Raw genomic sequence first — 22599 nt, 5'->3', positions numbered from 1 at the left:
ATCAGTCGCGGGTGACCCGCAGCAGTTCTTCGAGCGCGCTACGCCCGTCGCGCAGATACCTCAGCCCATCTTGACGCAGACTGGGCGTGCCGCTGTGCCGCGCATGGGCGCGCAAGCGATGTTCATCGGCACCGTCATGAATCAGCTTGACCAGGGTTTCATCCGGGATCATCAGCTCATAGATACCGCTGCGGCCGTGGTAGCCGGTGCCGCTGCAGACGGCACAGCCCACCGGCGCCCACAGCGTGTCCAGATCCATAGCCACACACTCACGCTCGGCCGCGGTTGCGGGCCGGGCGCTGCGGCAATGCACACACAGGCAGCGCAACAGCCGTTGCGCCAGCACGCCACGCAGCGTGGATGCCAGCAAAAACGGTTCCACGCCCATATCGACCAAACGGGTCACCGCCGATGCGGCATCGTTGGTGTGCAAGGTGGCCAACACCAGATGGCCGGTCAGACTGGCCTGCACCGCAATCTGCGCGGTTTCCAGGTCGCGGATTTCACCGATCATGATCACATCCGGATCCTGACGCAGAATGGCACGCAAGGCTCTGGCGAAACTCAGACCGATTTGCGCATTGACCTGGATCTGACCGACCCCGGCTAGGTCGTACTCCACCGGGTCTTCGACGGTGACAATGTTCAGATGCGCGACATCCATATCCCGGAGCGCAGCGTACAGCGTCGTACTTTTGCCCGAACCGGTTGGACCGGTCACCAGAATGATGCCGTGGGGCTGCCGCAGCAATTGGGTGAAACGTTGCCGGGTGTCTTCGGACATGCCAATGGCGTTGAGCCCGAGCACTCCGCCCGCCTTGTCGAGCAGACGCAACACCAGACGCTCTCCGTGGGTGGTCGGCAGCGTCGAAACCCGCACATCGACCTGTCTGCCGGCAATCCGCAAGCCAATGCGGCCGTCCTGCGGCAGACGCTTCTCGGCGATATCGAGCTGGGCCATGATTTTGATGCGCGACACCATCGCGGCATGCAGTCCGCGGTGCGGCTGAACGACGTCCCGAAGTATCCCGTCGCGACGAAAGCGCACCAGAGAGTGACGCTCATACGGCTCGATATGGATGTCGGATGCGCCTTCGCGCAACGCCTGGGTGAATAAGGCGTTGATCATGCGGATGATGGGCGCCTCATCCTGGGTTTCCAGCAAATCCTCGACCGCCGGCATATCGGTCATCAGGCGGGAGAGGTCCATATCCTGCCCGGCATCGGCGATCACTTCGGCCGCGGTGCCCTCTCCCCCGCTGTAGAGCTCTGCCAGACGGGCGTCGAACTGCTCGCGCGGCGCGCGTTGCAAACGGATTGCGCAGCCGAGCTGGCGCCTGACCTCGGCAATGGCATCGGCAGAAGCATCCTCACGCAGCAGAAGCTCGGCCCCCTCGTCGCCGATGCCGGTCACCAGCACGCCATGACTGCGGGCAAAGGCGTAAGGTAGGGAAAACGCAGCACTCATTGGACGGCTCGGCCAACCTGGTTGACCAAATCGATCTCACGCACCGGCGCGGGAGACTGCAAGGCCACCGACTCCGGCTGGCCAGCCGGCGCATGTTCACCGAGCGCGGAGACCGGCTGAGCCGGTGGTAGCTCAGGCGCGGCGGGTTCGTTTCTAAGCATGCGCACCGGTGCGGAAACCTCCCGCTGCTGGCCAATCACATAGTCGTAGCGCGAACGCGACAGTTCGGCGTAATCATCCTGATCCCGGATGATCTTGGGCCGCAGAAACACCACCAGATTGGTCTTGGCCCGCTTGCGCGAAGTGTATTTGAACAGCTCGCCGGCCACTGGAATATCCCCCAATAACGGCACTTTTTCCTCGCCTGCGCTCATGCTGTCTTCCATCAGCCCGCCAAGAGCGATGATCGCGCCATCATCGACCAGCACGGTGGATTTGATCGACCGCTTGTTGGTGGTCGGTCCGTTGGTTGCATCGACTGTGGGCAGCACCGACGAAGCCTCTTGATAAATCTCGAGCTTGATCGTTCCGCCTTCGGAGATTTGCGGACGCACTTCCAGCGTCAACCCCACATCGCGCCGCTCGATGGTCTGAAACGGATTGGCCGGCGTGGTACCGCCGCCGGTATTGGTGTATTGACCGGTCACGAAAGGCAAATTGCGCCCCACGACAATCTTGGCTTCCTCATTGTCCAAGGTCACGATATTAGGCGTGGACAAAATATTGGTGCGACTATCCGATTCCAGAAAACGCGCCAGCACGCCCAGGCTGAACACTTCCACCAGTTCACCGTTGATCGGCACTTTGACCGTACCCTTGCCGTAGAGCAGGTTGAACCCTTTGCCCACGCTGGTGATATCGCCCATCGCGCCGATCAGGTTTTGCCCTGCGCCGCCGAAATTGGTGCCCCCGAACACACCCGAGCCGGAGACCGGCAAACTGGCGTTTTGCCACTGAATACCGAACTCCGCTGCACGGTCGGACGATACTTCGGCAATCAAGGCTTCGATATGGACCTGCGCCCTGCGCCGGTCGAGTTTGTCGATGACATGCCGCAGATTCCGATAGACCGCATCCGGCGCCACGATGATCAGCGCGTTATTGACCGGATCGGCCTGCACGATGCCACCGCCCCCCAGGCTGGGCGTTTCGCTTGCGGACAGATTCGATACCGCAGACGCATTGGCCGAGGACGAGCCAGTCGCTGCGGCTTGTGTCGCGCTGCCGAGCGTGGGTTTGGCACCGCGCAGATTGCCCGCAGCCATCGACATCTCGCTCGCCAGCGCCCCGTTCAAGGTTTCGGCGACCTTGCTCGCTTCGGCGTTGCGCAAATACACCACATGAATATTGCCCCCCGCGCCGGGCTTGTCCAGCGAGGCGACCAACTGCCGCACGGCCCGCAGCCGCGCCGGGTTGTCCGATTTCACCAACAGGCTGTTGGTGCGCGGTTCGGGCAGAATCTGCACCCGCAGCGCAGCATCCGGGGCACCTGGCGCCACTGCGGTGTTTTCGGCGTTGAGCAACTTACCAATGGTGCTCGCCAGATCGACAGCGATGGCATGCTTGAGCTCGATGACTGCCACATCGCCTTGCGGCACATCGACCGACTCGATGATGCGTGCGATACGGTTGATGTTTTCCGCGTAATCGGTGACCACCAGCACATTGTTGGCGGGAAAGGCGGTCACCGTATTGTTGGGCGACACCAACGGGCGCACCACCGCAAGCATTTGCGCAGCCGACTCATGCTGCATCGGGAATACCTGGGTGACCAGCCTGTCGCCGCCCCCCACTTTACGTCCGGCGCCAACCGGCCCGCCGTGCAGTTTGGCCTCCGCCTCCGGAACGATTTTGACCACGCCCTCTCCTTCGACCGCCGCGATACCCTGCATTCGCAAAGCCGACAGCAGAATCTGGTAGGACAGCTCACGGCTGACCGGCGTATTGGTGACGATATTCAGTGTCCCCTTCACCCGCGGGTCGACCAGGAAATTAGTCCCGGTGATTCGGCCCACCGCCTCGATCACCGCATGGATGTCGGCATTGACGAAATTGAGCGAAACCTCATTTTCCTGCTCCGCCATGACCGGCAGGGCCAGCACGCAGGCACCGCACAGCGCGACGCGCCTCAACCACATTGCAAACTTCATTCGCACCTTATCTCGAACTTGCCGAAACAGCGGCAGTATGCCCCGCCGATTGTGACCCCGCGCTGACAGGCGCGTCAGTCGCGTTTTTTTTCAGCGTCAAACGCTCATTGATCCCTGCGCGCCCCAACTCGACCCAATCGGCATGGATGGCGAGCACCTCCATACCGGACGGCAGACGGTCGCCCACCAAAAATGCCTTGGCCGGCTCACCGCGTTGCGCGATCAGCGCAAAAGCCGGCCCATTCGCAAAGCCGGTGGCCACTCCGACCAGCGCCAAGCCCGACAGCTCATCGGCGGCCTGAGCCTGTGGCGCCGCGCTGCCACGCTGCCCACCGAAGGGCTGCGCGTCGGCAAGTTTTTGCGCGGCGATGCGCGGATCGCTCAGACGCTCGGGCAGCGCGGCAACAGGCGCAGGACTAAGGTAGCGAACCACCACTTCGGCAACGACCGCCCCCGCCAGCAAAAGCGCCAGTATCCAGGCAAGCGCAGGCAAGAACCTGGCTGACAGTTCGCTTGCTGCTCGCATTTTCATCGGTCAAACCAGAACACGGCATGATGCAAAGTGCGCATGGTACTACCGATCATCGCGCCAACCGATAGTGAGAAGCGGACACGAGCGTTCATGAAAGGACAGCGGCTGCGCGAACACACATCGATTGTCTTGCCGCGCTGGGGCTTGCAATGCTATCGTCCGCCGGTCGCGCGGGAGAGTACTCCCTGTCGAGTCGCCGAAGGCGTAACCCCCCGGAACCGCTCAGGCAAAAGGACCGCGCACGGCATTTCAAGTCTGGAGAGCGATGCGGGCGCCGACCGCGCCGGCGCATCCACCGAAGGGGCACCCGGCGCTTTACGCTGGAATCTCTCAGGTACAAGGGACAGATGGGGCGACGCAGACCAAGGGGGTCGGCTTCGCCCCGTTTTTTCGTCCACTTTCCGGAGTCCGCCCATGGATCACGCCCCCACGTCCCCCGCCCGGCGCACCGCGCTGTATCCCGCCCATCTTGCCGCCGGCGCGCGCATGGTGGATTTTGCCGGCTGGGAGATGCCGGTCAATTACGGCTCGCAAATCGAAGAACACCACGCCGTGCGGCGCGATGCAGGCATGTTCGATGTCTCGCACATGCTCGCCCTGGATCTTTCCGGCGCCGGGGCCACGGCGTTTTTGCGTGGCCTGTTGGCCAATGATGTCGCGCGTCTACAGACGCCGGGCAAAGCCTTGTATAGCTGTATGCTGAACGAAGCCGGCGGCGTCATCGACGACCTGATCGTCTATCGCATGTCCGAAGCCGAGTATCGCCTGGTGGTCAATGCCGGCACCGCCGACAAGGATGTGGCCTGGATGCGCCAACGCATCGCCGCCACCGGCGCCAATGTCACCCTGGATGCACGCCGCGACCTGGCGATGATCGCGGTGCAAGGCCCCCGCGCACTGAGCCGCGCCGCCCAAGCCATTGCCGAACTCAATACCGCCAACGGCATTCCCGCCCCTTTTTGCGCGGTGCGCCTGGGCGATCTGTTCGTCGGCCGCACCGGTTATACCGGCGAAGACGGTATTGAAATCGCCGTCCCCGCCCAACGCGCCATGGCGCTGTGGGAGGCACTGCTCGCTGCCGGAGTGCGCCCCTGCGGCTTGGGCGCACGGGACACCCTGCGCTTGGAGGCGGGCATGAACCTCTATGGGCAAGACATGGATGAAACCGTCAGCCCGCTGGATGCCGGACTGGCCTGGACCGTGGATCTGCGCGATGGAGCGCGCCAGTTCGTCGGCCGGGCCGCCATCCAAGCCCACGGCCCTCAGGCAGCCTTTCTGGGCCTGATCCTGGAAGAGCGCGGCGTGCTGCGCGCCCATATGAAGGTCATCGCCGCCCGCGGCGAGGGTTTGACCACCAGCGGCAGTTTCTCGCCCACGCTGGAAAAATCCATCGCGTTTGCCCGCCTGCCGGCCGGCACCGAGGCCGGCGAGACGGTGCAGGTCGAGGTGCGCGGCAAGCTGCTGCCCGCCCGCACCGTGAAACTACCCTTCGTGCGTCACGGCAAAGCGCTGGTCTGAGCGCCGCCGGCACGATTTTCCGCATCCATCCAATCGCCCACTTACACGAACCGGAGCCGCAGATGAGCAACATTCCCGCCGATCTCAAGTACACCGCCTCTCACGAATGGATTCGCCTGGAAGCCGACGGCACGCTGACCGTAGGCGTCACCGACCACGCCCAAGAGGCGCTGGGCGATGTGGTCTTTCTGGAATTACCGGAGGCCGGTCGCAGCGTTGCGGCTGGTGAAGCCTGCGCAGTGATCGAATCGGTCAAAGCCGCCTCCGACATCTATGCCCCGGTGGCCGGAGAGATCATCGAGTCCAACCAGGCCGCCGCAGACGCTCCTGAATGTATCAACGCCGACCCCTACGGTAACTGGCTTTTCAAACTGCGCCCGGCAGCCGACGCCGCGCTCGACGGCTTGCTGGATGCAGCCGGCTACGCCGACGAGATTGCCTGAACGCCAACGCCTGACACCCAACCGACACCGCCAGCCGGCGGTGTCATACCGCAGCCCCGACACCCACGCCCCCAATCACCATGCAGGAACTTCTCACCGCGCCGCTTGCCCGCCTGGAACAGCGTAACGCCTTCCAAGAACGCCATATCGGACCCAATCCCGCCGAGATCGCCATTATGCTGGCCGCACTCGGCCTGCCCAGCCTGGAGGCATTGATCGATCAAACCGTGCCCGCGGCAATCCGTCTGGAAAAACCGCTGCCGCTGGCCGCCGGCCGCCCGGAACATGAGGCGCTGGCCGTGCTGGCCGCCATCGCAGCGCAGAACGTGGTGAAAAAATCCTTCATCGGCATGGGCTACTACGGCACCCACACCCCGGCAGTGATCCTGCGTAACGTCATGGAAAACCCCGGCTGGTACACCGCCTACACGCCCTACCAGGCCGAAATTGCCCAGGGCCGCCTGGAAGCGCTGCTCAACTTCCAGCAAATGGTGATCGATCTCACTGGCCTGGAACTGGCCAACGCTTCGCTGCTGGATGAGGCCACTGCCGCGGCAGAAGCCATGGCCATGGCGCGCCGGGTTTCCAAGGTCAAGTCCGACGCCTTCTTCGTCGATGAGGCTTGCTTCCCGCAGACCCTGGACGTGGTGCGCACCCGCGCGCATTATTTCGGCTTCGAGCTGATCCTGGGTCCGGCTGCCGAGGCCGCCAGCCATGACGTATTCGGCGCCCTGCTACAGTACCCGGACGTCAATGGCGAAGTACGCGACCATACCGCCGTGCTGGCCGCGCTCAAAGCCAAAGGCGCCATCGGTGCCGTGGCCTGCGATCCAATGGCGCTGCTACTGCTCAAATCGCCCGGCGAGATGGGCGCGGACATCGCACTCGGCTCGGCTCAGCGCTTCGGTGCGCCGATGGGCTTCGGCGGTCCACATGCCGCCTTCTTTGCTACCCGCGAGCACTATGTACGCGCCATGCCGGGGCGCATCATCGGCGTCTCCAAGGACCGCCACGGCAAGCCAGCGCTGCGCATGACGCTGCAAACCCGCGAGCAACACATCCGGCGCGAGAAGGCCAACTCCAACATCTGCACCTCGCAAGTACTGTTGGCCAACATGGCCGGTTTTTACGCGGTCTATCACGGCCCGCAGGGCTTGAAGACCATCGCCGCGCGCATCCACCGCCTGGCGGCGATCTTCGCCGAAGGGCTGCGCCAAGCCGGCATTCCGGTGCTCACCGGGCAGTTCTTCGACACCGTGCTGGTGCGCACCGGCGCACGTACCACGCAGTTGCTGGCCGCCGCCGAGGCCGCCGGCTTCAATCTGCGCCGCGCCGCCGACGACGCGGTGGGCGTGGCGATGGATGAGACCACCACCGCGGACGATGTCGCCGCGCTGCTGGCGATTTTTGGCGCCGGCAGCGATCTCATCGCGCTCGACGCCGCCGTGGCCGCCCGCGGTGGGGCGCTGCCTGCCGACATGCTGCGTGGCGACGCGGTGCTCACCCACCCGGTGTTCAACACCCATCACACCGAGCACGAGATGCTGCGTTATCTCAAAAAGCTGCAAAACCGCGATCTTGCGCTCGATCATTCGATGATCGCGCTGGGCAGTTGCACCATGAAGCTCAACGCCACCAGCGAGATGATCCCGGTGACCTGGCCGGCGTTCGCCAATCTGCACCCCTTTGCGCCGCGCGAGCAGGCGCAAGGTTATATGAAGATGATCGACGGGCTGGCCGAGTACCTCAAAGCCATCACCGGCTTTGACGCCATTTGCATGCAGCCCAACTCCGGCGCACAGGGCGAATACACCGGCCTGGTGGCCATCCTGCGCTACCACGCCGCGCGCGGCGAGCACCAGCGCAAGGTCTGCCTGATTCCAAAGAGCGCCCATGGTACCAACCCTGCCACCGCGCAGATGTGCGGCATGGAGGTGGTGGCGGTCGAATGCGACGACAAGGGCAACGTGGATCTGGGCGACCTCAAAGCCAAGGCCGCGCAGCATGGCGAGCGCCTGGCGGCACTGATGATCACCTACCCGTCCACCCACGGCGTGTTCGAGGAAAATATCCGTGAAATCTGCGCCGTGGTGCATGCTCACGGCGGTCAGGTGTATATGGACGGCGCCAACCTCAACGCCCAGGTCGGGCTCACCTCGCCGGCCGCCATCGGCGCAGACGTCTCGCACATGAACCTGCACAAAACCTTCTGCATTCCACACGGCGGCGGCGGTCCGGGCATGGGTCCAATCGGGCTGAAAGCGCATCTGGCCCCTTTCATGGCCGACCATGTAGTCGCCCCTACCGGCGCCCCGGATCGCGCCCACAAGGGTCAAGGCGCGGTAGCGGCCGCGCCGTTCGGCTCGGCCAGCATTCTGCCCATTTCCTGGATGTATATCACCATGATGGGTGGCGAAGGGCTCAAGCGCGCCACCGAGGTGGCGATTCTCAATGCCAATTATCTGGCGGCAAAGCTCGCACCGCACTACCCGGTGCTCTACACCGGCAGCCAGGGCCGGGTGGCGCACGAGTGCATCCTCGACATCCGTCCGCTCAAGGCGGCCACCGGGATCACCGAAGTCGACATCGCCAAGCGCCTGATGGACTATGGCTTCCATGCGCCGACGATGTCCTTTCCGGTGCCCGGCACCATCATGGTCGAGCCCACCGAATCGGAAGATCTGGCTGAGCTGGACCGTTTCATCGCCGCCATGATTGCCATTCGCGAAGAAATCGCGCGCATCGAACGCGGCGAGCTGCCCGTCGATGACAACCCGCTGAAAAACGCGCCACACACCCAGTTCGAGGTCGCCGCCGCCGTTTGGAACCACCCGTACAGCCGCGAAGAAGCCGCGTTTCCGCTACCCTGGGTGGCGGAAAACAAATTCTGGCCAAGTGTCGGACGCATCGACGATGTGTATGGCGACCGTAACCTGTTCTGCGCCTGCGTACCGATGTCCGAGTACACCGGCTGACCTGCGCTGCCACACCGGTCGCCCCGGCCGATTGTTCCCGCGATCGGCCGGAGCGCCGCAACACGGCCTCATGCCTGCGCTAGAATCCGCGCCCCAAGCTCTTCTGTGACGCGGAATCTGCGCCAATGCTCCCATTGCTTAGCACTCCGAACGCGCGCTGGCGCGCGCTGCTCGCCCTCAACCTTGTTGCACTGGTCGGCCTACTAGCCCTGATCGTGTGGCAAGCCCGCCCGGCGGTCATGTATGACCTGCATCTGGCCGCAGGCGAAAAGCTGCAATGCGTCTCCTACGCACCTTTTCACCTGCCCGGCCAGACCCCTTTCGATCCGGACATCCACATTGCCCGCGAGCAAATCGCCGCCGACCTTGCCGCGCTGGCCAAGATCACCGAATGTGTGCGCCTGTACTCGATCGATCAGGGCCTGGCCGCGGTACCGGAGATCGCCCGCGAACTGGGCTTGAAAGTGCTATTGGGGGCGTGGATCGGTCATGACAAAGTCAAAAACGCGGTCGAACTGGACAACGCCATCGGCCTTGCCAACGAACACCCCGACGTGGTGCGGATGCTGATCGTCGGCAACGAAGTGCTGCTGCGCCGCGAACGCACGGCCGCGGAAATGCGCGAGCTGATCGCCTACGCCCAGGCGCGCACCGAAGTACCGGTCACATACGCCGACGTCTGGGAGTTTTGGCTGAAAAACCGTGAGCTGGCGGCCGCGGTGGACTGGGTCACGGTGCATATTCTGCCCTTCTGGGAAGACGAACCGGTGCACATCGAGCACGCGGTGGCACATGTCGGCCGTGTGCTGGACGAAGTCCGCACGGTGTTCGACAAACCGGTGATGATTGGCGAAACCGGCTGGCCAAGCGCCGGCCGCCAGCGTGAAGCGTCCCGGCCCTCGCGGGTCAACCAGGCGCGCTATGTGCGCGAATTTGTGCATCGCGCGCACCAGGAAGGCTGGCACTACAACCTGATCGAGGCCATCGACCAGCCCTGGAAGCGCGCACTGGAGGGCACGGTGGGCGGACACTGGGGCATGCTCGACGCAGCTCTCGAAGCCAAGTTCCCGCTCACCGGCGCGGTGGCCGAACGCCAAGACCTCCACACACCGCTTGCCGGCATGCTGGCCGGCGCGCTGCTGTGCGGATGGCTGGCGCGCAGCCGGCGCCTCGGCGCCCTGCATGCGGCCGCGGCCATCAGCGGCGGCGCAGTGGGTGGGCTGGTCAGCATGCTGCATCTGGAGCATGCGGTGCTTGCTTACCGCAATCCGCAGGAATGGGGGATACTGGGTTGCGTGGCGCTTGCAGGTGCGCTGCTGCCAGTGGCGCTTGCGCGTTGGCCGGCCGACACTCGGTGGCCGGCTACCGCGCACGCCTGGCGCCTGATGCGCTCGGCCGACTATCGACCGGATGTCGCCCCGCTGCTCGGTCTGTTGCGTGGCGGGCTGCTGTTTGCCGCCGCGGTGGCTGCGCTGTTGCTGGCGGTCGACCCGCGCTACCGTGACTTTCCGCTGGCGCTTTATCTGCTGCCGGCGCTATATATCGGCCTGTTCGCCTCGACGGTGGCCGATAGCGGCACCGAAGAGCGCCTCTGCGCCGTGGTGTTGGTGTTGGCCGCCATCGCCCGCTGGTCAAGCGAGCCGGCCAACCCCCAGGCCATCGCCTGGCTCGCCACTGCGCTGGCACTGGGCCTGCCCGCGCTCATCGTCCGCCCCGCGCCCCAGCGTCAATAGGCTCAACATCGCGCCCACAGCGGCCGGGTCGAAGCTGTACAGCACCAAGCCGGCCAAGCCGCACAGCCAGCCACCCCAGGCGGCTGTGCGTCGGCCGCTCACAAAGCCCAGAACGCCCAAACCCAGCGCCGCCCAGCCCAGGCGTTGGTCAACGAATAGCTGCACCAATACCCATTTCAGCCCGCACAAGCCGCCCACCCCCTCGGCGAGGCTGCCGCCGCAGTCGCGTGGCAGCCGGCCGGCTTCTAGCAGTCCATAACGCAAGCTCAGCACCGCGGCCAACACCACAAGGCTTGCCGCGATGAATGCTGCACCACCGCATTGATGCAAAATATTTCGCCTCATCCAGTTTTTTCCGTTATGAATCAAACCGCCTGCCGATGACCTATTTCCTGTTGCAAAACCGGCGCAAAAATCACTCCAAAACCATTGAATTGAAGCGTAAACTGCGCTTTTACACAGCGTCTGTCCGCTTTTTGCGCATTTTTGCACAAAGTCTCAAGGCTTGGATGCTGCAACGCAAAACCACCGGACTGACCGCAAGCCCAAAAGGCATTACCCACGGCAACCGGTAAAACTTTGGCGACATACAGAGGACCCGATGAAACACACCGCATCGCTGATCTACCGGCTGATGATCGCGTCTGCAATCGCTGCCTTGGTAGCCTATGCGCAGTACGGCATATGGCAGTACTTGGCCCGCGGCACCGAATTCAGCGGCTCGGCGCAAAGCATCAAAGGGTTTGCCTACACCGCCTTTCAACGTGACCAAAGCCCGCTCAAGGGCACCTATCCGACCGACGAGCAAGTGGGCGCCGACCTGGACCTGCTTGCCCGCTCGGCCGACGCCATCCGCACCTATAGTGTGCGTGACATTCCCGCACAGCTCACCGAGGCCGGCAAGCGCGACCTGTTGGTGACCGCCGGTGCCTGGATTTCAACGGACGAGGCCGAAAACAGGGCCGAGGTCGATGCCTTGATCGAGGCGGCGCGCAAAATGCGCCACATCGAGCGCGTCATTGTCGGTAACGAAGTCCTGCTACGCGGCGACCTCGAGCTGGAGCAGTTGATCGCTCATCTGGACCGCGCCCGCAAGGCGCTCAACAAGCCGGTGTCTACGGCCGAACCTTGGCATGTGTGGCTGAAAAACCCCGAGCTGGTGCGCCATGTGGATTTCATTACCGTGCATCTGTTGCCCTATCACGAAGGCATCCCGGTCGACGCCGCGCTCGACTACGCCTTGATGCGTTACGACGAGCTGGCGCGCACCTTCCCCAACAAACGCATCGTCATTGGCGAAATCGGCTGGCCGAGCCGCGGACCGACTTTGAAGAGCTTCGATGGAGCCACCGAGGCGGTGGCCTCGGTCGAAAACCAGGCCCGCTTCATCCACGCCCTGCTCGCCCACCCACGCACTGCGCGGTTGGATTATTACCTGATGGAAGCCATCGACCAGCCGTGGAAGGTTGAAGTGGAAGGCTGGGCAGGCGCTTACTGGGGGCTCTATAACGCCGACCGTCAGCAAAAGTACGCCCTGGAAGGAGTGGTGGCGCGCGACCCGCACTGGCAGAAAAAAGCCAGCACCGCTGCCGCATTGGCCATGCTGCCGATGCTGCTGGTGGCGTTCTTGCTGTCGGACTGGAACCTCTTTGGCCGCATCTTCCTGGCCGGCTTGATTCAGGCGTGTGTGTCGACACTGATCATCGGGCTGAACGTGCCGGTGGACTACTATCTCAATCAGCGAGACCTGATCGGGCTGACCGTGTTGATCGCCGCCACCGTGCTCACCGCCGCGGTGCTGCTGTCACACGGCTTCGAGTTCGGCGAGGTGCTGTTCAAACGGCGCTGGCGGCGACGCTTCATGCCCCTGCCGCCGCACCCACCGGAAAGGCAGCCTTTCGTCTCCATCCACCTGGCCTGTCATAATGAGCCGCCGGAGATGGTCATTGCCACGCTCGACAGCTTGGCTCAACTCAATTACACCAATTTTGAAGTCCTGGTGCTGGACAACAACACCAAGGACGAGGCCAAGTGGAAGCCCCTGCAAGCGCGCTGCGCCGAGCTTGGTCCGCGCTTTCGCTTTTTCCACCTGATGGACTGGCCCGGCTTCAAGGCCGGCGCGCTCAATTACGGCCTGCAAGTCACCGATCCGCGCGCCGAAGTGATCGGGGTGGTCGATGCCGACTACGTGGTGGATCCGGACTGGCTGGCCGGTCTGGTGCCGCACTTCGACAGCCCGGACGTGGCCGTGGTGCAGGCGCCGCAAGCGCATCGCGACTGGGAGAACCACCCCTTCCGGCGCATGTGCAATTGGGAGTTCGAGGGGTTTTTCCGCATCGGCATGCATCACCGCAACGAGCGTAACGCACTGATCCAGCACGGCACCATGACCCTGGTACGCCGCCTGGCGCTGCAAGAAGTCGGCGGTTGGTCCGAGTGGTGCATCTGCGAAGACACCGAACTGGGGTTGCGCCTGATCGAAGCCGGCTACGACACCCGCTATGTCGATCATATCTACGGCCGCGGTCTCACCCCGTCGGACTTTGCGGCCATCAAGAGTCAGCGCTTCCGCTGGGCTTTCGGCGCCATGCAAATTCTCAAGCATCACATGCCCTACATGCTCGGCCCCAGCCGGCTCAATCTAGCCCAGCGCTACCATTTTCTGACCGGCTGGTTCGCCTGGCTGGGCGATGCGCTGCAACTGGTGTTCGCGCTCGCCAGCTTGGCCTGGACGCTGGGCATTCTGCTGTTTCCCAAGGCGTTCGGCTTGCCGGTTACCGCGCTGGCACTGCCGGTGCTCGCTTTCATGATCTTCAAGGCGGCGCTTGGCCCCATTCTCTACCGGCGCACCATGGATTGCCCATGGCGCGATATCCTGGGCGCCTCCATCCTCTCGGTGGGGCTGGCACATGCGGTGGCGCGCGGCGTGTTTGCCGGGCTGTGGAAAAAACATGGCACCTTCGTGGTCACTCCCAAAGGTTGGAAGGCCAAGGGCGCGCTGGCCTTCTTTGGCCCGATCCGGGAAGAACTCGGTCTGCTGGGCGCGCTGGTACTGGGCATCGTCGCCATCCTTTGGGTTCATGGCGCCGAACAGATCGAAACCCGGCTGTGGGCGGGCATTCTGGGGTTGCAATGCATCCCTTACCTGGCTTCGATCGCCTGCCAAGTGGCGGCCTATCTGCCGGAACGCACTGCGCCGCAGGCGGCCGCAAAAGCTGGCAGCGCTCCGGCCTTGCAAAGCTGAACGGTCGCGGGGCGGCTGCCCACACAGTGCAGCGTGCCGCCCCGCTGCCCGATTTCACCGAGCCGGTCATTTCACCGGCGGCAAGGCAATCTCGTCACTGCGTCGCGCACCGGCGGTCATGCGTTTGCAAGCTGCCAAAAAGGCGCGGATTGCTGCGGTGTGGTACTTGCCCCGGTGCCAGGCAAATTGGAAGCGTCGGCCCAAATCCACACCGGGCACTTCCAATGGCACCAAACTCCCGCGCCGAAATGCGTCGCGCAGTGCCAGCCGGGAAATGCAGCCGATGCCCAAACCGTTTTCCACGGCGCGCTTGACCGCCTCGGTGTGCTCAAGCTCCAAGCGGACGCGCAGCCCGGGAAGCCGATGCCGCAGCGCCTGCTCCAGCGTTTCCCGGGTGCCGGAACCTCGTTCGCGCAAAATCCACCATTGCCCGGCCAGTTCGTCCAGAGTCACCGTTTGGCGCCCGGCCAAAGGATGAGTGGGTGCACAAAATGGCACCAATTCGTCTTCCACCCACGGCTCCACCTCCACATCGGGATCGTCGGCGCGACCTTCGATCAGCCCTAGATCGATTTCGTAGTGCACCACCTGCGCAACAATCGTGGCGGTGTTATGCACCGTGAGCGCCACCTGGCCGGTCGGGTAACGCTGTAAATAATCCGCCATGATCAGCGGCGCCAAGTAGTTGCCAATCGTGAGTGTGGCGCCCACCTTGAGGCTGCCGGGGGTGTCATCCTCGCGCAGACGCGCCTCCAACTCCTGTGCGCGGTCGAGTAACTCCACCGCTTGCGGTAGCAACAGCCGACCATGCTCATTGAGCCGCAGGCGCTTGCCTGCGCGGTCGAATAACGGCCGGTCGAACTGATGCTCCAGTTCAGCCAAGGCCGCGCTGGTGGCCGACTGGGACAGCGACAGCGTCTGCGCCGCACGTGAAACATTCTCCGCACGGGCCACGGCGACAAAAACCTCGATCTGGCGAAGCGTGAATCGCATATCTACGAAGTAAATATAGGTTAGATAGATTATTCATCAAATAGATATGCGCGACTGACTAGAATTTTCCCTGACCATACGTCTACCGGCCCGATCCAGAGAAAAACACCATGAGCAATGTCGCTTCTCCACGCCTCGGCAGTAATCTCGTCACCGAGCGGGTGCTCAGCGTGCACCACTGGAACGATAGCTTGTTCAGCTTTCGCACCACCCGCGATCCGGGGTTGCGTTTCATCAACGGCCAGTTCGTGATGATTGGCCTGGAGGCCGACGGCCGGCCGCTGACCCGCGCCTACAGCATCGCCAGCCCGAACTACGCCGAGCACCTGGAATTTTTCAGCATCAAGGTGCCCAACGGCCCGTTGACCTCGCGCCTCAAACACCTGCGCCCGGGCGACCCCATTCTGGTGAGCAAAAAACCCACCGGCACCTTGGTGATCGACGATGTACGCCCCGGCCGCAACCTCTTTCTGCTATCGACTGGCACGGGTTTGGCGCCGTTTTTGAGCGTGATCCAGGACCCCGAACTCTACGAGCGCTTCGAGCGGGTGATTCTGACCCACGGCGTTCGCTATGTGTCGGAACTGGCTTACGCCGATTTCATCACCCGGGAACTGCCCGAAAACGAGTTCTTCGGCGATCTGGTGCGCGAAAAACTGCTGTATTTCCCCACCGTTACCCGCGAGCCTTTCCGCAACCAGGGCCGCATCACCGACCTGCTCGATAGCGGCCGTTTGACCGAAACCCTCGGTCTGCCCGCGCTCGACCCGGCGCAAGACCGGGCCATGATTTGCGGCAGCCCGGCCATGCTACGCGACTGCCGCGCCCTGCTCGACCGTCGTGGATTCCAGATCTCACGCCGCATCGGCGAGCGCGGCGACTACACCATCGAGCACGCTTTCGTGGAGCGTTAAAAGCGGCCGGGCGCTCGCTCAGATCACCTTGAACTGCCCCACCAGTCGGCGCAACTCACTGGCGGTGTTCTTCAGCGTGTCGGCTGCTGCCTTGGCCTGCTCTGCTGCGTCAAGGTTGTCATCGATCAAGGTGGCGATCTTCTCCATGTTGCTGGCCACTTGCTCGGAGGCCACCGCCTGTTCCTGCGCGGCATTGGCGATATGCCGGGACTGATCGCTCACTTCACGCCCGCTTTCCGTGATCCGCGACAGCCCCGCCATGCTTTCGTGAATCATGCCGATACCGTGCTCGACCTCGCTCACCGCATGGTTCATCGAGCCCACCGCGCTGTCGGTGACTTGGCGGATTTCGGCCACCGTCTTGGTAATGTCGGCGGTCGATGCGGTGGTGCGCTCGGCAAGTTTTCTGACCTCGTCGGCCACCACGGCAAAGCCCCGGCCCATCTCCCCGGCACGCGCGGCCTCGATGGCGGCGTTCAAAGCCAGCAGATTGGTCTGATCGGCAATTTCCTTGATGACCTGGCTGATGTCGCCAATCTTTGCCACCGCCTGATTGAGTTCCTCGATCGTCTGGCTGCTGGAGCGCACCGCTTCGACCACCCGTCCGGTGGCCGCGGTGCTTCGTTCCATACTCTGTTGCGCTTCGGCAACCTGGGTTTGAGCGTTTTCCGCGGACGCGGCGGCCTGCTGGGCAGCCTCGGCCACTTCGCGCACCGATTGCGAGAACTCCTCGGTGGCCGCGGCAATGCTGGCGGCCCGGTCACGCTGCTCTTCCGACTGGCCCACCACCTCGGTGGTGCGCCCATCGACCTGCCTGGACTGCTCTTCGATGGCGCGCGCCGCCGCCTGAATTTCATCCACCATCACCTTCAGGCACACCTGCATGACCGCTAGTTGCGTGAGCACCTGACCTACTTCATTCCGCCCGGATGTGTCGAACTCATCGGTCAGATGACCTTGCGCCATGCGGTCGAAATGCCGGATCACCCGCGACAGCGGCCGCGTGATCGACGCCACCAGATTCCAGGCGGAAAGCGCCACCAATAGCACGACCAGGATCAAGCCGCCGATCATGACATTGCGCAGCAATTCATAATGCGCCTCGGCCGCCTCGTGGTCCTCGCGCGCCAAACGTTTCAAGGCGTCTTCCACCTCGAGGCTAAGCTGCGCGGCTGCGTTGTAGAGGGGATTGACCTTTTGCAGCAGAATCAGGTTGGCGCGGTCATAGTCGCCCGCCAACAACGCTTCACGCGCCGGCATCAGCCCCTCGGTGACATAGGCTTTGCGAGCTTCCGTATATCGGGCGAGCAGCGGCTGGATGCTTTCACCCAAATCCTGCCGGCCAAGCTCGTCGACCAGCCGGGTGATCTCGTCGCGGTTCTTGAGGATCGTATCGGTGTGCGCCGTCAATGGATGATCATGAAGCTTCGCAAACGAACTGGCCGGGTTGTGTTGCAGCCCCAGCATCACCTGCCGGCTGTTGTCGGACATCAAGGTGGAAATGCGGCCGATCAAGTCCACCGGTTCCAGGCGCGCGTAATACGTGCGATCCAGTGCCTCATTGCTGTTGGCAATGCCATGTAGGCCAGTTGCCGCAACCGCCATCAGCAACACGGCCATGACCGCCATGGTTGCGATGAGCCGTGCGCGGATGGTGATGCGCTTCCACCACGGCGGTGAGGTATCGAGCGCCTTCTTGCTCTGGTTGAGCGACTGGTAGAGTGCTTCGGCCTGAGCCACCGCCTCACGCGAGGGCGCGGAGCGAACCGACATATAGCCGACCGTTTGGTCGTTTTCCCGCACCGGCACAACGAAGGCATCGACCCAGTAGTGGTCGCCGTCTTTGCAGCGGTTCTTGACCAGCCCGCGCCAGGGCAGCCCCGCCTTGACGGTGCGCCACAAATCCTCGAAAGCCTGCGGCGGCATGTCCGGATGGCGGACTACGTTGTGGTTTTTGCCGATCAACTCTTCACGGGTGAAGCCGGAAATCTCCACAAAAGCATCGTTGGCGTAGGTGATGATGCCTTTGAGATCGGTCTTGGAAACCAGGTAGCAGCCCGGCGGAAAGGGCTTTTCCCGCTGGGTTACCGGCAAATTCACTTTCATCGCGGACTCCTCTCTATCCGATCGCACTGCAGCGCAAAGCACAGAGGCTATATCGCTAGCATCTTAACGGCTCGTACCACACGATATTAAGCCCTAATCCACTGCATTTTGGTTCGCAAGGCCGGACTACATTTGACGCGGTAACAAAACCCCGACACCATACGAAAAAAGTCTTATGCTGGCGTGTAAATGCACACGCACTGTGCACTATTTAACACCGCCCCGATCAGCCGCCGTTTCGCGCCGCCGGGCCGCCATAGCCAGAATCGCCGCCCGCGGCCGCGACACCGTGCGCACGGCCTTAGCAAACCCAGCACGGCGCCCAGCGCCCTTGTCGGTCTGCACAGTCGCAGCCGACAACGCGGCGATGGTATGCTCCCGCCTTTCGTTGTTCGCTTCGGATTGCCCCCTATGGCCCAATACGTCATGTCGATGCTGCGGGTGAACAAGATCGTTCCCCCGAAGCGCCAGATCATCAAAGACATCTCGCTCTCTTTCTTCCCAGGGGCCAAGATCGGCCTGCTCGGTCTGAACGGCGCGGGCAAATCCACCGTGCTGCGCATCATGGCCGGCCAAGACAAAGAATATGACGGCGAAGTGCAGTGGCAACCGGGCGTGCGGATCGGTTATTTGCCTCAGGAACCCGAGCTCGACCCGGCCAAGACGGTCAAAGATGAGGTCGAATCCGCCCTTGGCGAGATCGTCCAGGCGCGCCAAAAGCTGGAGGAGATCTACGCCGCCTATGCCGAGCCGGATGCCGATTTCGACAAACTCGCCGAAGAGCAAGCCAAGTACGAAAACATCCTAGCCACGGCCGGCAGCGACATCGAGAACCAAATGGAGATCGCCGCCGACGCGCTACGCCTGCCGCCCTGGGATGCGGTAATCGGCAACCTCTCCGGCGGTGAGAAGCGCCGGGTGGCGCTGTGCAAACTGCTGCTGTCCAAGCCCGACATGCTGCTGCTGGATGAACCCACCAACCATCTGGATGCCGAATCGGTCCAGTGGCTGGAGCAGTTCCTCACCCGCTTTCCCGGCACCGTGGTGGCGGTGACCCACGACCGTTACTTCCTGGATAACGCCGCCGAATGGATTTTGGAACTGGACCGCGGCCACGGCATCCCCTGGAAAGGTAACTACTCATCCTGGCTGGAGCAGAAAAGCGAGCGGCTGGCACAAGAGGCCAAACAGGAAGCCGCCCATATGAAAGCCCTGAAAACCGAGCTGGAATGGGCGCGCGCCAACCCCAAGGCACGTCAGGCCAAGTCCAAGGCCCGTCTGGCGCGCTACGAGGAAATGGCCAGCGTCGAATACCAGCGCCGCAACGAAACCCAGGAAATCTTCATTCCGCCGGGCGAACGCCTGGGCGACAAGGTTATCGAGTTTCACAACGTCTCCAAGTCCTTCGGCGACAAACTGCTGATGGACAATGTCAGCTTCACCATTCCGCCGGGCGCCATTGTCGGCATCATCGGCCCCAACGGCGCGGGCAAGTCGACGCTGTTCAAGATGATCCAAGGGCGCGAGCAGCCGGATTCCGGCCAAGTGGTCATCGGCCCCACGGTCAAACTGGCCGCGGTGGATCAAAGCCGCGAAGGGCTGGCCAACGACAAAACGGTGTTCGAAGCCATCGCCGACGGCGCCGACGTGCTCACCGTGGGCCGCTTCGAGATGCCCAGCCGGGCTTACATCGGGCGTTTCAACTTCAAAGGCGCCGACCAGCAGAAAATCGTCGGCAACCTCTCCGGTGGCGAACGCGGCCGCCTGCATCTGGCCAAGACCCTGATCCAGGGCGGCAATGTGCTGCTGTTGGACGAACCGTCCAACGATCTGGACGTAGAAACCTTGCGCGCACTGGAAGACGCACTGCTGGAATTTGCCGGCTGCGCGCTGGTGATCAGCCACGACCGCTGGTTTTTGGACCGCATCTGCACCCACATCCTGGCCGCCGAAGGCGACTCCCAGTGGTTTTTCTTCGAAGGGAATTACCAGGAATACGAGGAAGACAAGAAACGGCGCCTGGGCGAAGAGGCTGCCCGCCCCAAGCGGATTCGCTACAAGCCGATTACGCGATAAAACAACTTCACGCGCAGCGGCAGCTAGGGCGCGTGCCCCAAGATGGCGCGCACCCGCTCCGGGGTGGGCGGGTGCGTAGCCAGATACGAGTGGCCGCCTGTGTGCAAAGGGTCTAACCGCTGCAAAATATCCGCCAAGCGCTGCGGCGCGATGCCGTGGCTTTGCAGCATCTTCACCGCATGGGCATCGGCCTCGCGTTCGAAAGCCCGGGAGTAGCCCAGCTCGGTCAAAATCAGCGGCAAGGCGGTCACCGCCGAGGACACCGAGGAAATATCCCCCACCACCAACGCGGCCAGCAGCCCCATCAGCGAAGACTGAATGGCGCCGCGCATCGCATGGCGATGGATCACATGGCCGATCTCGTGGGCGAGCACGCCCAAGAGTTCTTCGTCATGCTTGGCCAGTGCAACCAATTGATCGGTCAATACGATGGTGCCGGCCGGCAGCGCCATAGCGTTGGCGCCAAGCGTGTCGCCGGCATCGCGGAACAGCACACGTATCGGGTGCACTTGGCCGGCTTGCTCGACCATGGGGTGGAAAACCTGCAACAGGCGCTCTTGTTCGGCTGGCGGCAAACGGCTGGGCTTTAGCAGTTGGCGGTCGAGAAACGTCAACACCATCTCGTCGGCCTGCGCGTTGACATCGGCCGGCAGAGAGAAGGCGGCCAGCCGTGCCAAGGCCGGCACACCCCAGTGCACGCTGCCCCAGACGAAGGCGACGGCCACCGCGAGGCCCAGCAGCATGTAGCGCCACTTGGATTCCAGCCGATGGGCCAGCCCACTGAGCGGTGAGCGCTGCACAGTCAGGCGATCGACCGCGTCGTTGTCCGCGGTCTCGAAGCTTTCTCCACCCGGAAAATGCAAAAAACGCGGCGTATTGCCGATCCGCGACGAGCACTTCAGTTGCGCAAGCGGCGCTGCAGCCAGCACCTGGCCGTCGTCTGCCTCGATGGTGACCATGGCCCCATCGACTACCGCGGCAGCCGACCGGCCGCGTGAACTCGCGCCGTCAAAGAAGCGCCCGGCAATCCGCATCAAACACCCAAATCCACGTCGAACACATCGCCGATTTCGCCACCCAGCGCCGACACCCGGTCACGCTGGCCGGCCGCGAATTCATCCAAATCGCCTTCGGCCATCACGCCGATATGCTCGGCCGCATAACGCGCGCTGCGCACTTTGGCCCAAGGGTAGAACAACCCCAGGGTCAGAACGATGCCCAGCGTATTGGTGATCATTAGCGTCGCGTACGAGCCGAGCCGGTAGTCGGCGCGCAAGCCGTGCGCGCCCAGGGCGGTGTTGTTGTAGCGAAGGTTAGTCATCATCACGTTGCCGAGGGCAAAAAGCGTGAGGTAAGTGGCGATCAGCAACAGCAGGCCGAGTAAAGGCAATGCCATGCTCAACAGGGTCGCAATCAGGCCGCCGCCGATGCCCACGCCGATCAGCGTCAGCGCAATCCGGTAAAAACCACCGGCACGCGCGCCAAAGCGAAAAGAGGTGGTGCCGTAGCGGCTGTTACCGATGATGAATTGCTGCTGCCGATAAATCGCGTAAGGTACCAACAGACCAAAAGTGAGCGCCCCCAGCACCGGCCACAACAAAAACACCTTGTAAGCCTCACCCAAACGGCCGTCGAAACCAAAACGCACCCCGCGCCAAGCCGAATAAGCATTGCGGAAGGCCAACCCGCGCACCATGATCCAAGGGAAAGCGCATACAAAAAGCAACATCAATACCGCGCCCAGCAGCGGCGCGAACTGATCGGCCAGCAGATAAAGCAGCAACAAGGCAAAGGCAATCAGCCGGCCTTTGAGAATCTGCAAGGGCTCGGCAAGGTATTCGAAGCTAGCCCCATCCAGGCGGGTGTTGCCATAGAAGTAACGCTGGGTGCGCACCTTGGCCCAGGCCGAGTAAATCCCCAGCGTCACGAGGGTGAGCAAAATATTGACGATCCAGATACGGAAAAACTCGAAACCGTTACCGAAAAACTCAAAACCCAGCTCCCGCCGGTCCTGCCTGGCCGGATCGAAGGCCCTATCGACCGGTTTTACGTGGCCGGCCGTTTGGGGCGAGTCTTTCTCTTGAGCCGTTTGCGCCGGTGGCACAGTCGGCGCAGCGGGCGCCGCTTCAGGCAGCGGCTTATCGAGCCGCACGGCCATGCCAAGGCGGGTCAAGCGGTCCACATAAGCATTGGCGGAAATCGGATCGAGGTTGCGCTTGAGCACCACGTGCCGATGCCCGAAGATGCGCTCGACATCCTCGGCACTCAGGCCAAACGCTTCACCAAAGCGCTGCATGACCTGCGCGCGCTCGAACCCCGCCAAAATATCACCTTGAAAGATCAGCGCATAAGTTGCCTCAGCCATCACGCCTCCAAACACTATTCAAGCGCCGCGGCCACCGCAAAGCTGGGAGCGGTACCGCAAAGCCGCAAGCGACCATCCATGA

The 22599-nt window shown here is 62.9% G+C and carries 16 protein-coding genes and 2 riboswitches; of the genes, 8 read left to right on the top strand and 8 right to left on the bottom strand.

Annotation, left to right across the window (positions count from 1 at the left end):
• Window position 1 precedes the first annotated feature (1 nt).
• Genes gspE through DIE29_RS06630 form a run of 3 tightly spaced genes read right to left on the bottom strand, consistent with a single transcriptional unit; the run spans window position 2 to window position 4150 of the window.
• Window positions 2-1468 carry a type II secretion system ATPase GspE gene (gspE, locus tag DIE29_RS06640; RefSeq protein ID WP_114649510.1) on the bottom strand — a complete coding sequence of 489 codons (1467 nt, stop codon included), beginning with the start codon at window positions 1466-1468 and terminating at the stop codon, window positions 2-4.
• Window positions 1465-3618: a type II secretion system secretin GspD gene (gene gspD, locus DIE29_RS06635; protein WP_418333294.1), complete on the bottom strand. Its 2154-nt coding sequence runs from the start codon at window positions 3616-3618 to the stop codon at window positions 1465-1467. Before gspD ends, gspE begins: the two co-directional genes overlap by 4 nt.
• 7 nt (window positions 3619-3625) lie before the next feature.
• On the bottom strand, window positions 3626-4150 hold the full coding sequence (locus DIE29_RS06630; protein ID WP_114649509.1) for a type II secretion system protein N: 525 nt from the start codon (window positions 4148-4150) through the stop codon (window positions 3626-3628).
• A 161-nt stretch (window positions 4151-4311) separates the two neighbouring features.
• Window positions 4312-4398, top strand: a riboswitch (glycine riboswitch).
• A riboswitch (glycine riboswitch) is annotated at window positions 4399-4507 on the top strand.
• A 57-nt stretch (window positions 4508-4564) separates the two neighbouring features.
• On the opposite strand from DIE29_RS06630, the gene gcvT reads away from it, so the two are divergent.
• From gcvT to DIE29_RS06610, 4 genes are all read left to right on the top strand, one after another.
• Window positions 4565-5668, top strand: a complete 1104-nt coding sequence (gcvT, locus tag DIE29_RS06625) for a glycine cleavage system aminomethyltransferase GcvT (protein ID WP_114649508.1) — start codon at window positions 4565-4567, stop codon at window positions 5666-5668.
• Window positions 5669-5730: 62 nt separating this feature from the next.
• Window positions 5731-6111, top strand: a complete 381-nt coding sequence (gene gcvH, locus DIE29_RS06620) for a glycine cleavage system protein GcvH (protein ID WP_114649507.1) — start codon at window positions 5731-5733, stop codon at window positions 6109-6111.
• Window positions 6112-6191: 80 nt separating this feature from the next.
• Entirely contained in the window at window positions 6192-9086 is a 2895-nt protein-coding gene (gene gcvP / locus DIE29_RS06615) for an aminomethyl-transferring glycine dehydrogenase (RefSeq protein WP_114649506.1), read from the top strand.
• Window positions 9087-9211: 125 nt separating this feature from the next.
• Window positions 9212-10819: a glycoside hydrolase family 17 protein gene (locus DIE29_RS06610; RefSeq protein ID WP_114649505.1), complete on the top strand. Its 1608-nt coding sequence runs from the start codon at window positions 9212-9214 to the stop codon at window positions 10817-10819.
• Here the strand turns inward: DIE29_RS06610 and DIE29_RS06605 are convergent.
• Window positions 10718-11092, bottom strand: a complete 375-nt coding sequence (locus tag DIE29_RS06605) for a hypothetical protein (RefSeq protein ID WP_237269531.1) — start codon at window positions 11090-11092, stop codon at window positions 10718-10720. The genes DIE29_RS06610 and DIE29_RS06605 overlap by 102 nt on opposite strands.
• 32 nt (window positions 11093-11124) lie before the next feature.
• Between DIE29_RS06605 and DIE29_RS06600 the strand changes: the two genes are divergently transcribed.
• Window positions 11125-11394 (top strand): hypothetical protein, encoded by a 270-nt coding sequence (locus DIE29_RS06600; protein WP_102041831.1) that lies wholly within the window; start codon window positions 11125-11127, stop codon window positions 11392-11394.
• Window positions 11395-11420: 26 nt separating this feature from the next.
• Window positions 11421-14063, top strand: a complete 2643-nt coding sequence (locus tag DIE29_RS06595) for a glycosyltransferase family 2 protein (protein WP_102041832.1) — start codon at window positions 11421-11423, stop codon at window positions 14061-14063.
• Between the two features lie 66 nt (window positions 14064-14129).
• Here DIE29_RS06595 and DIE29_RS06590 read toward each other — a convergent pair whose 3' ends face one another.
• Window positions 14130-15056 carry a LysR family transcriptional regulator gene (locus DIE29_RS06590; RefSeq protein WP_102041833.1) on the bottom strand — a complete coding sequence of 309 codons (927 nt, stop codon included), beginning with the start codon at window positions 15054-15056 and terminating at the stop codon, window positions 14130-14132.
• Between the two features lie 110 nt (window positions 15057-15166).
• Between DIE29_RS06590 and DIE29_RS06585 the strand changes: the two genes are divergently transcribed.
• Window positions 15167-15970 carry a ferredoxin--NADP reductase gene (locus DIE29_RS06585; RefSeq protein WP_102041834.1) on the top strand — a complete coding sequence of 268 codons (804 nt, stop codon included), beginning with the start codon at window positions 15167-15169 and terminating at the stop codon, window positions 15968-15970.
• A gap of 18 nt (window positions 15971-15988) precedes the next feature.
• On the opposite strand, the gene DIE29_RS06580 is transcribed toward DIE29_RS06585, so the two are convergent.
• Entirely contained in the window at window positions 15989-18076 is a 2088-nt protein-coding gene (locus DIE29_RS06580; RefSeq protein WP_114649504.1) for a methyl-accepting chemotaxis protein, read from the bottom strand.
• Between the two features lie 411 nt (window positions 18077-18487).
• On the opposite strand from DIE29_RS06580, the gene ettA reads away from it, so the two are divergent.
• Window positions 18488-20152, top strand: a complete 1665-nt coding sequence (gene ettA, locus DIE29_RS06575; protein WP_102041836.1) for an energy-dependent translational throttle protein EttA — start codon at window positions 18488-18490, stop codon at window positions 20150-20152.
• Window positions 20153-20175: 23 nt separating this feature from the next.
• On the opposite strand, the gene DIE29_RS06570 is transcribed toward ettA, so the two are convergent.
• Together DIE29_RS06570 and DIE29_RS06565 are read right to left on the bottom strand one after the other, a co-directional pair.
• On the bottom strand, window positions 20176-21186 hold the full coding sequence (locus tag DIE29_RS06570) for a M48 family metallopeptidase (RefSeq protein WP_102041837.1): 1011 nt from the start codon (window positions 21184-21186) through the stop codon (window positions 20176-20178).
• Complete coding sequence (locus tag DIE29_RS06565) at window positions 21186-22517, bottom strand: YjgN family protein (RefSeq protein ID WP_102041838.1); 1332 nt, start codon at window positions 22515-22517, stop codon at window positions 21186-21188. The genes DIE29_RS06570 and DIE29_RS06565 overlap by 1 nt, the downstream gene beginning before the upstream one ends.
• Window positions 22518-22599: the final 82 nt, after the last annotated feature.

Source organism: Pseudothauera hydrothermalis, assembly GCF_003345255.1.
GTDB classification, from domain to species: Bacteria; Pseudomonadota; Gammaproteobacteria; order Burkholderiales; family Rhodocyclaceae; genus Pseudothauera; species Pseudothauera hydrothermalis.
The sequence above is the reverse complement of the archived record's forward strand: the minus strand, read 5'-3'. Positions and strand labels throughout refer to the sequence as shown.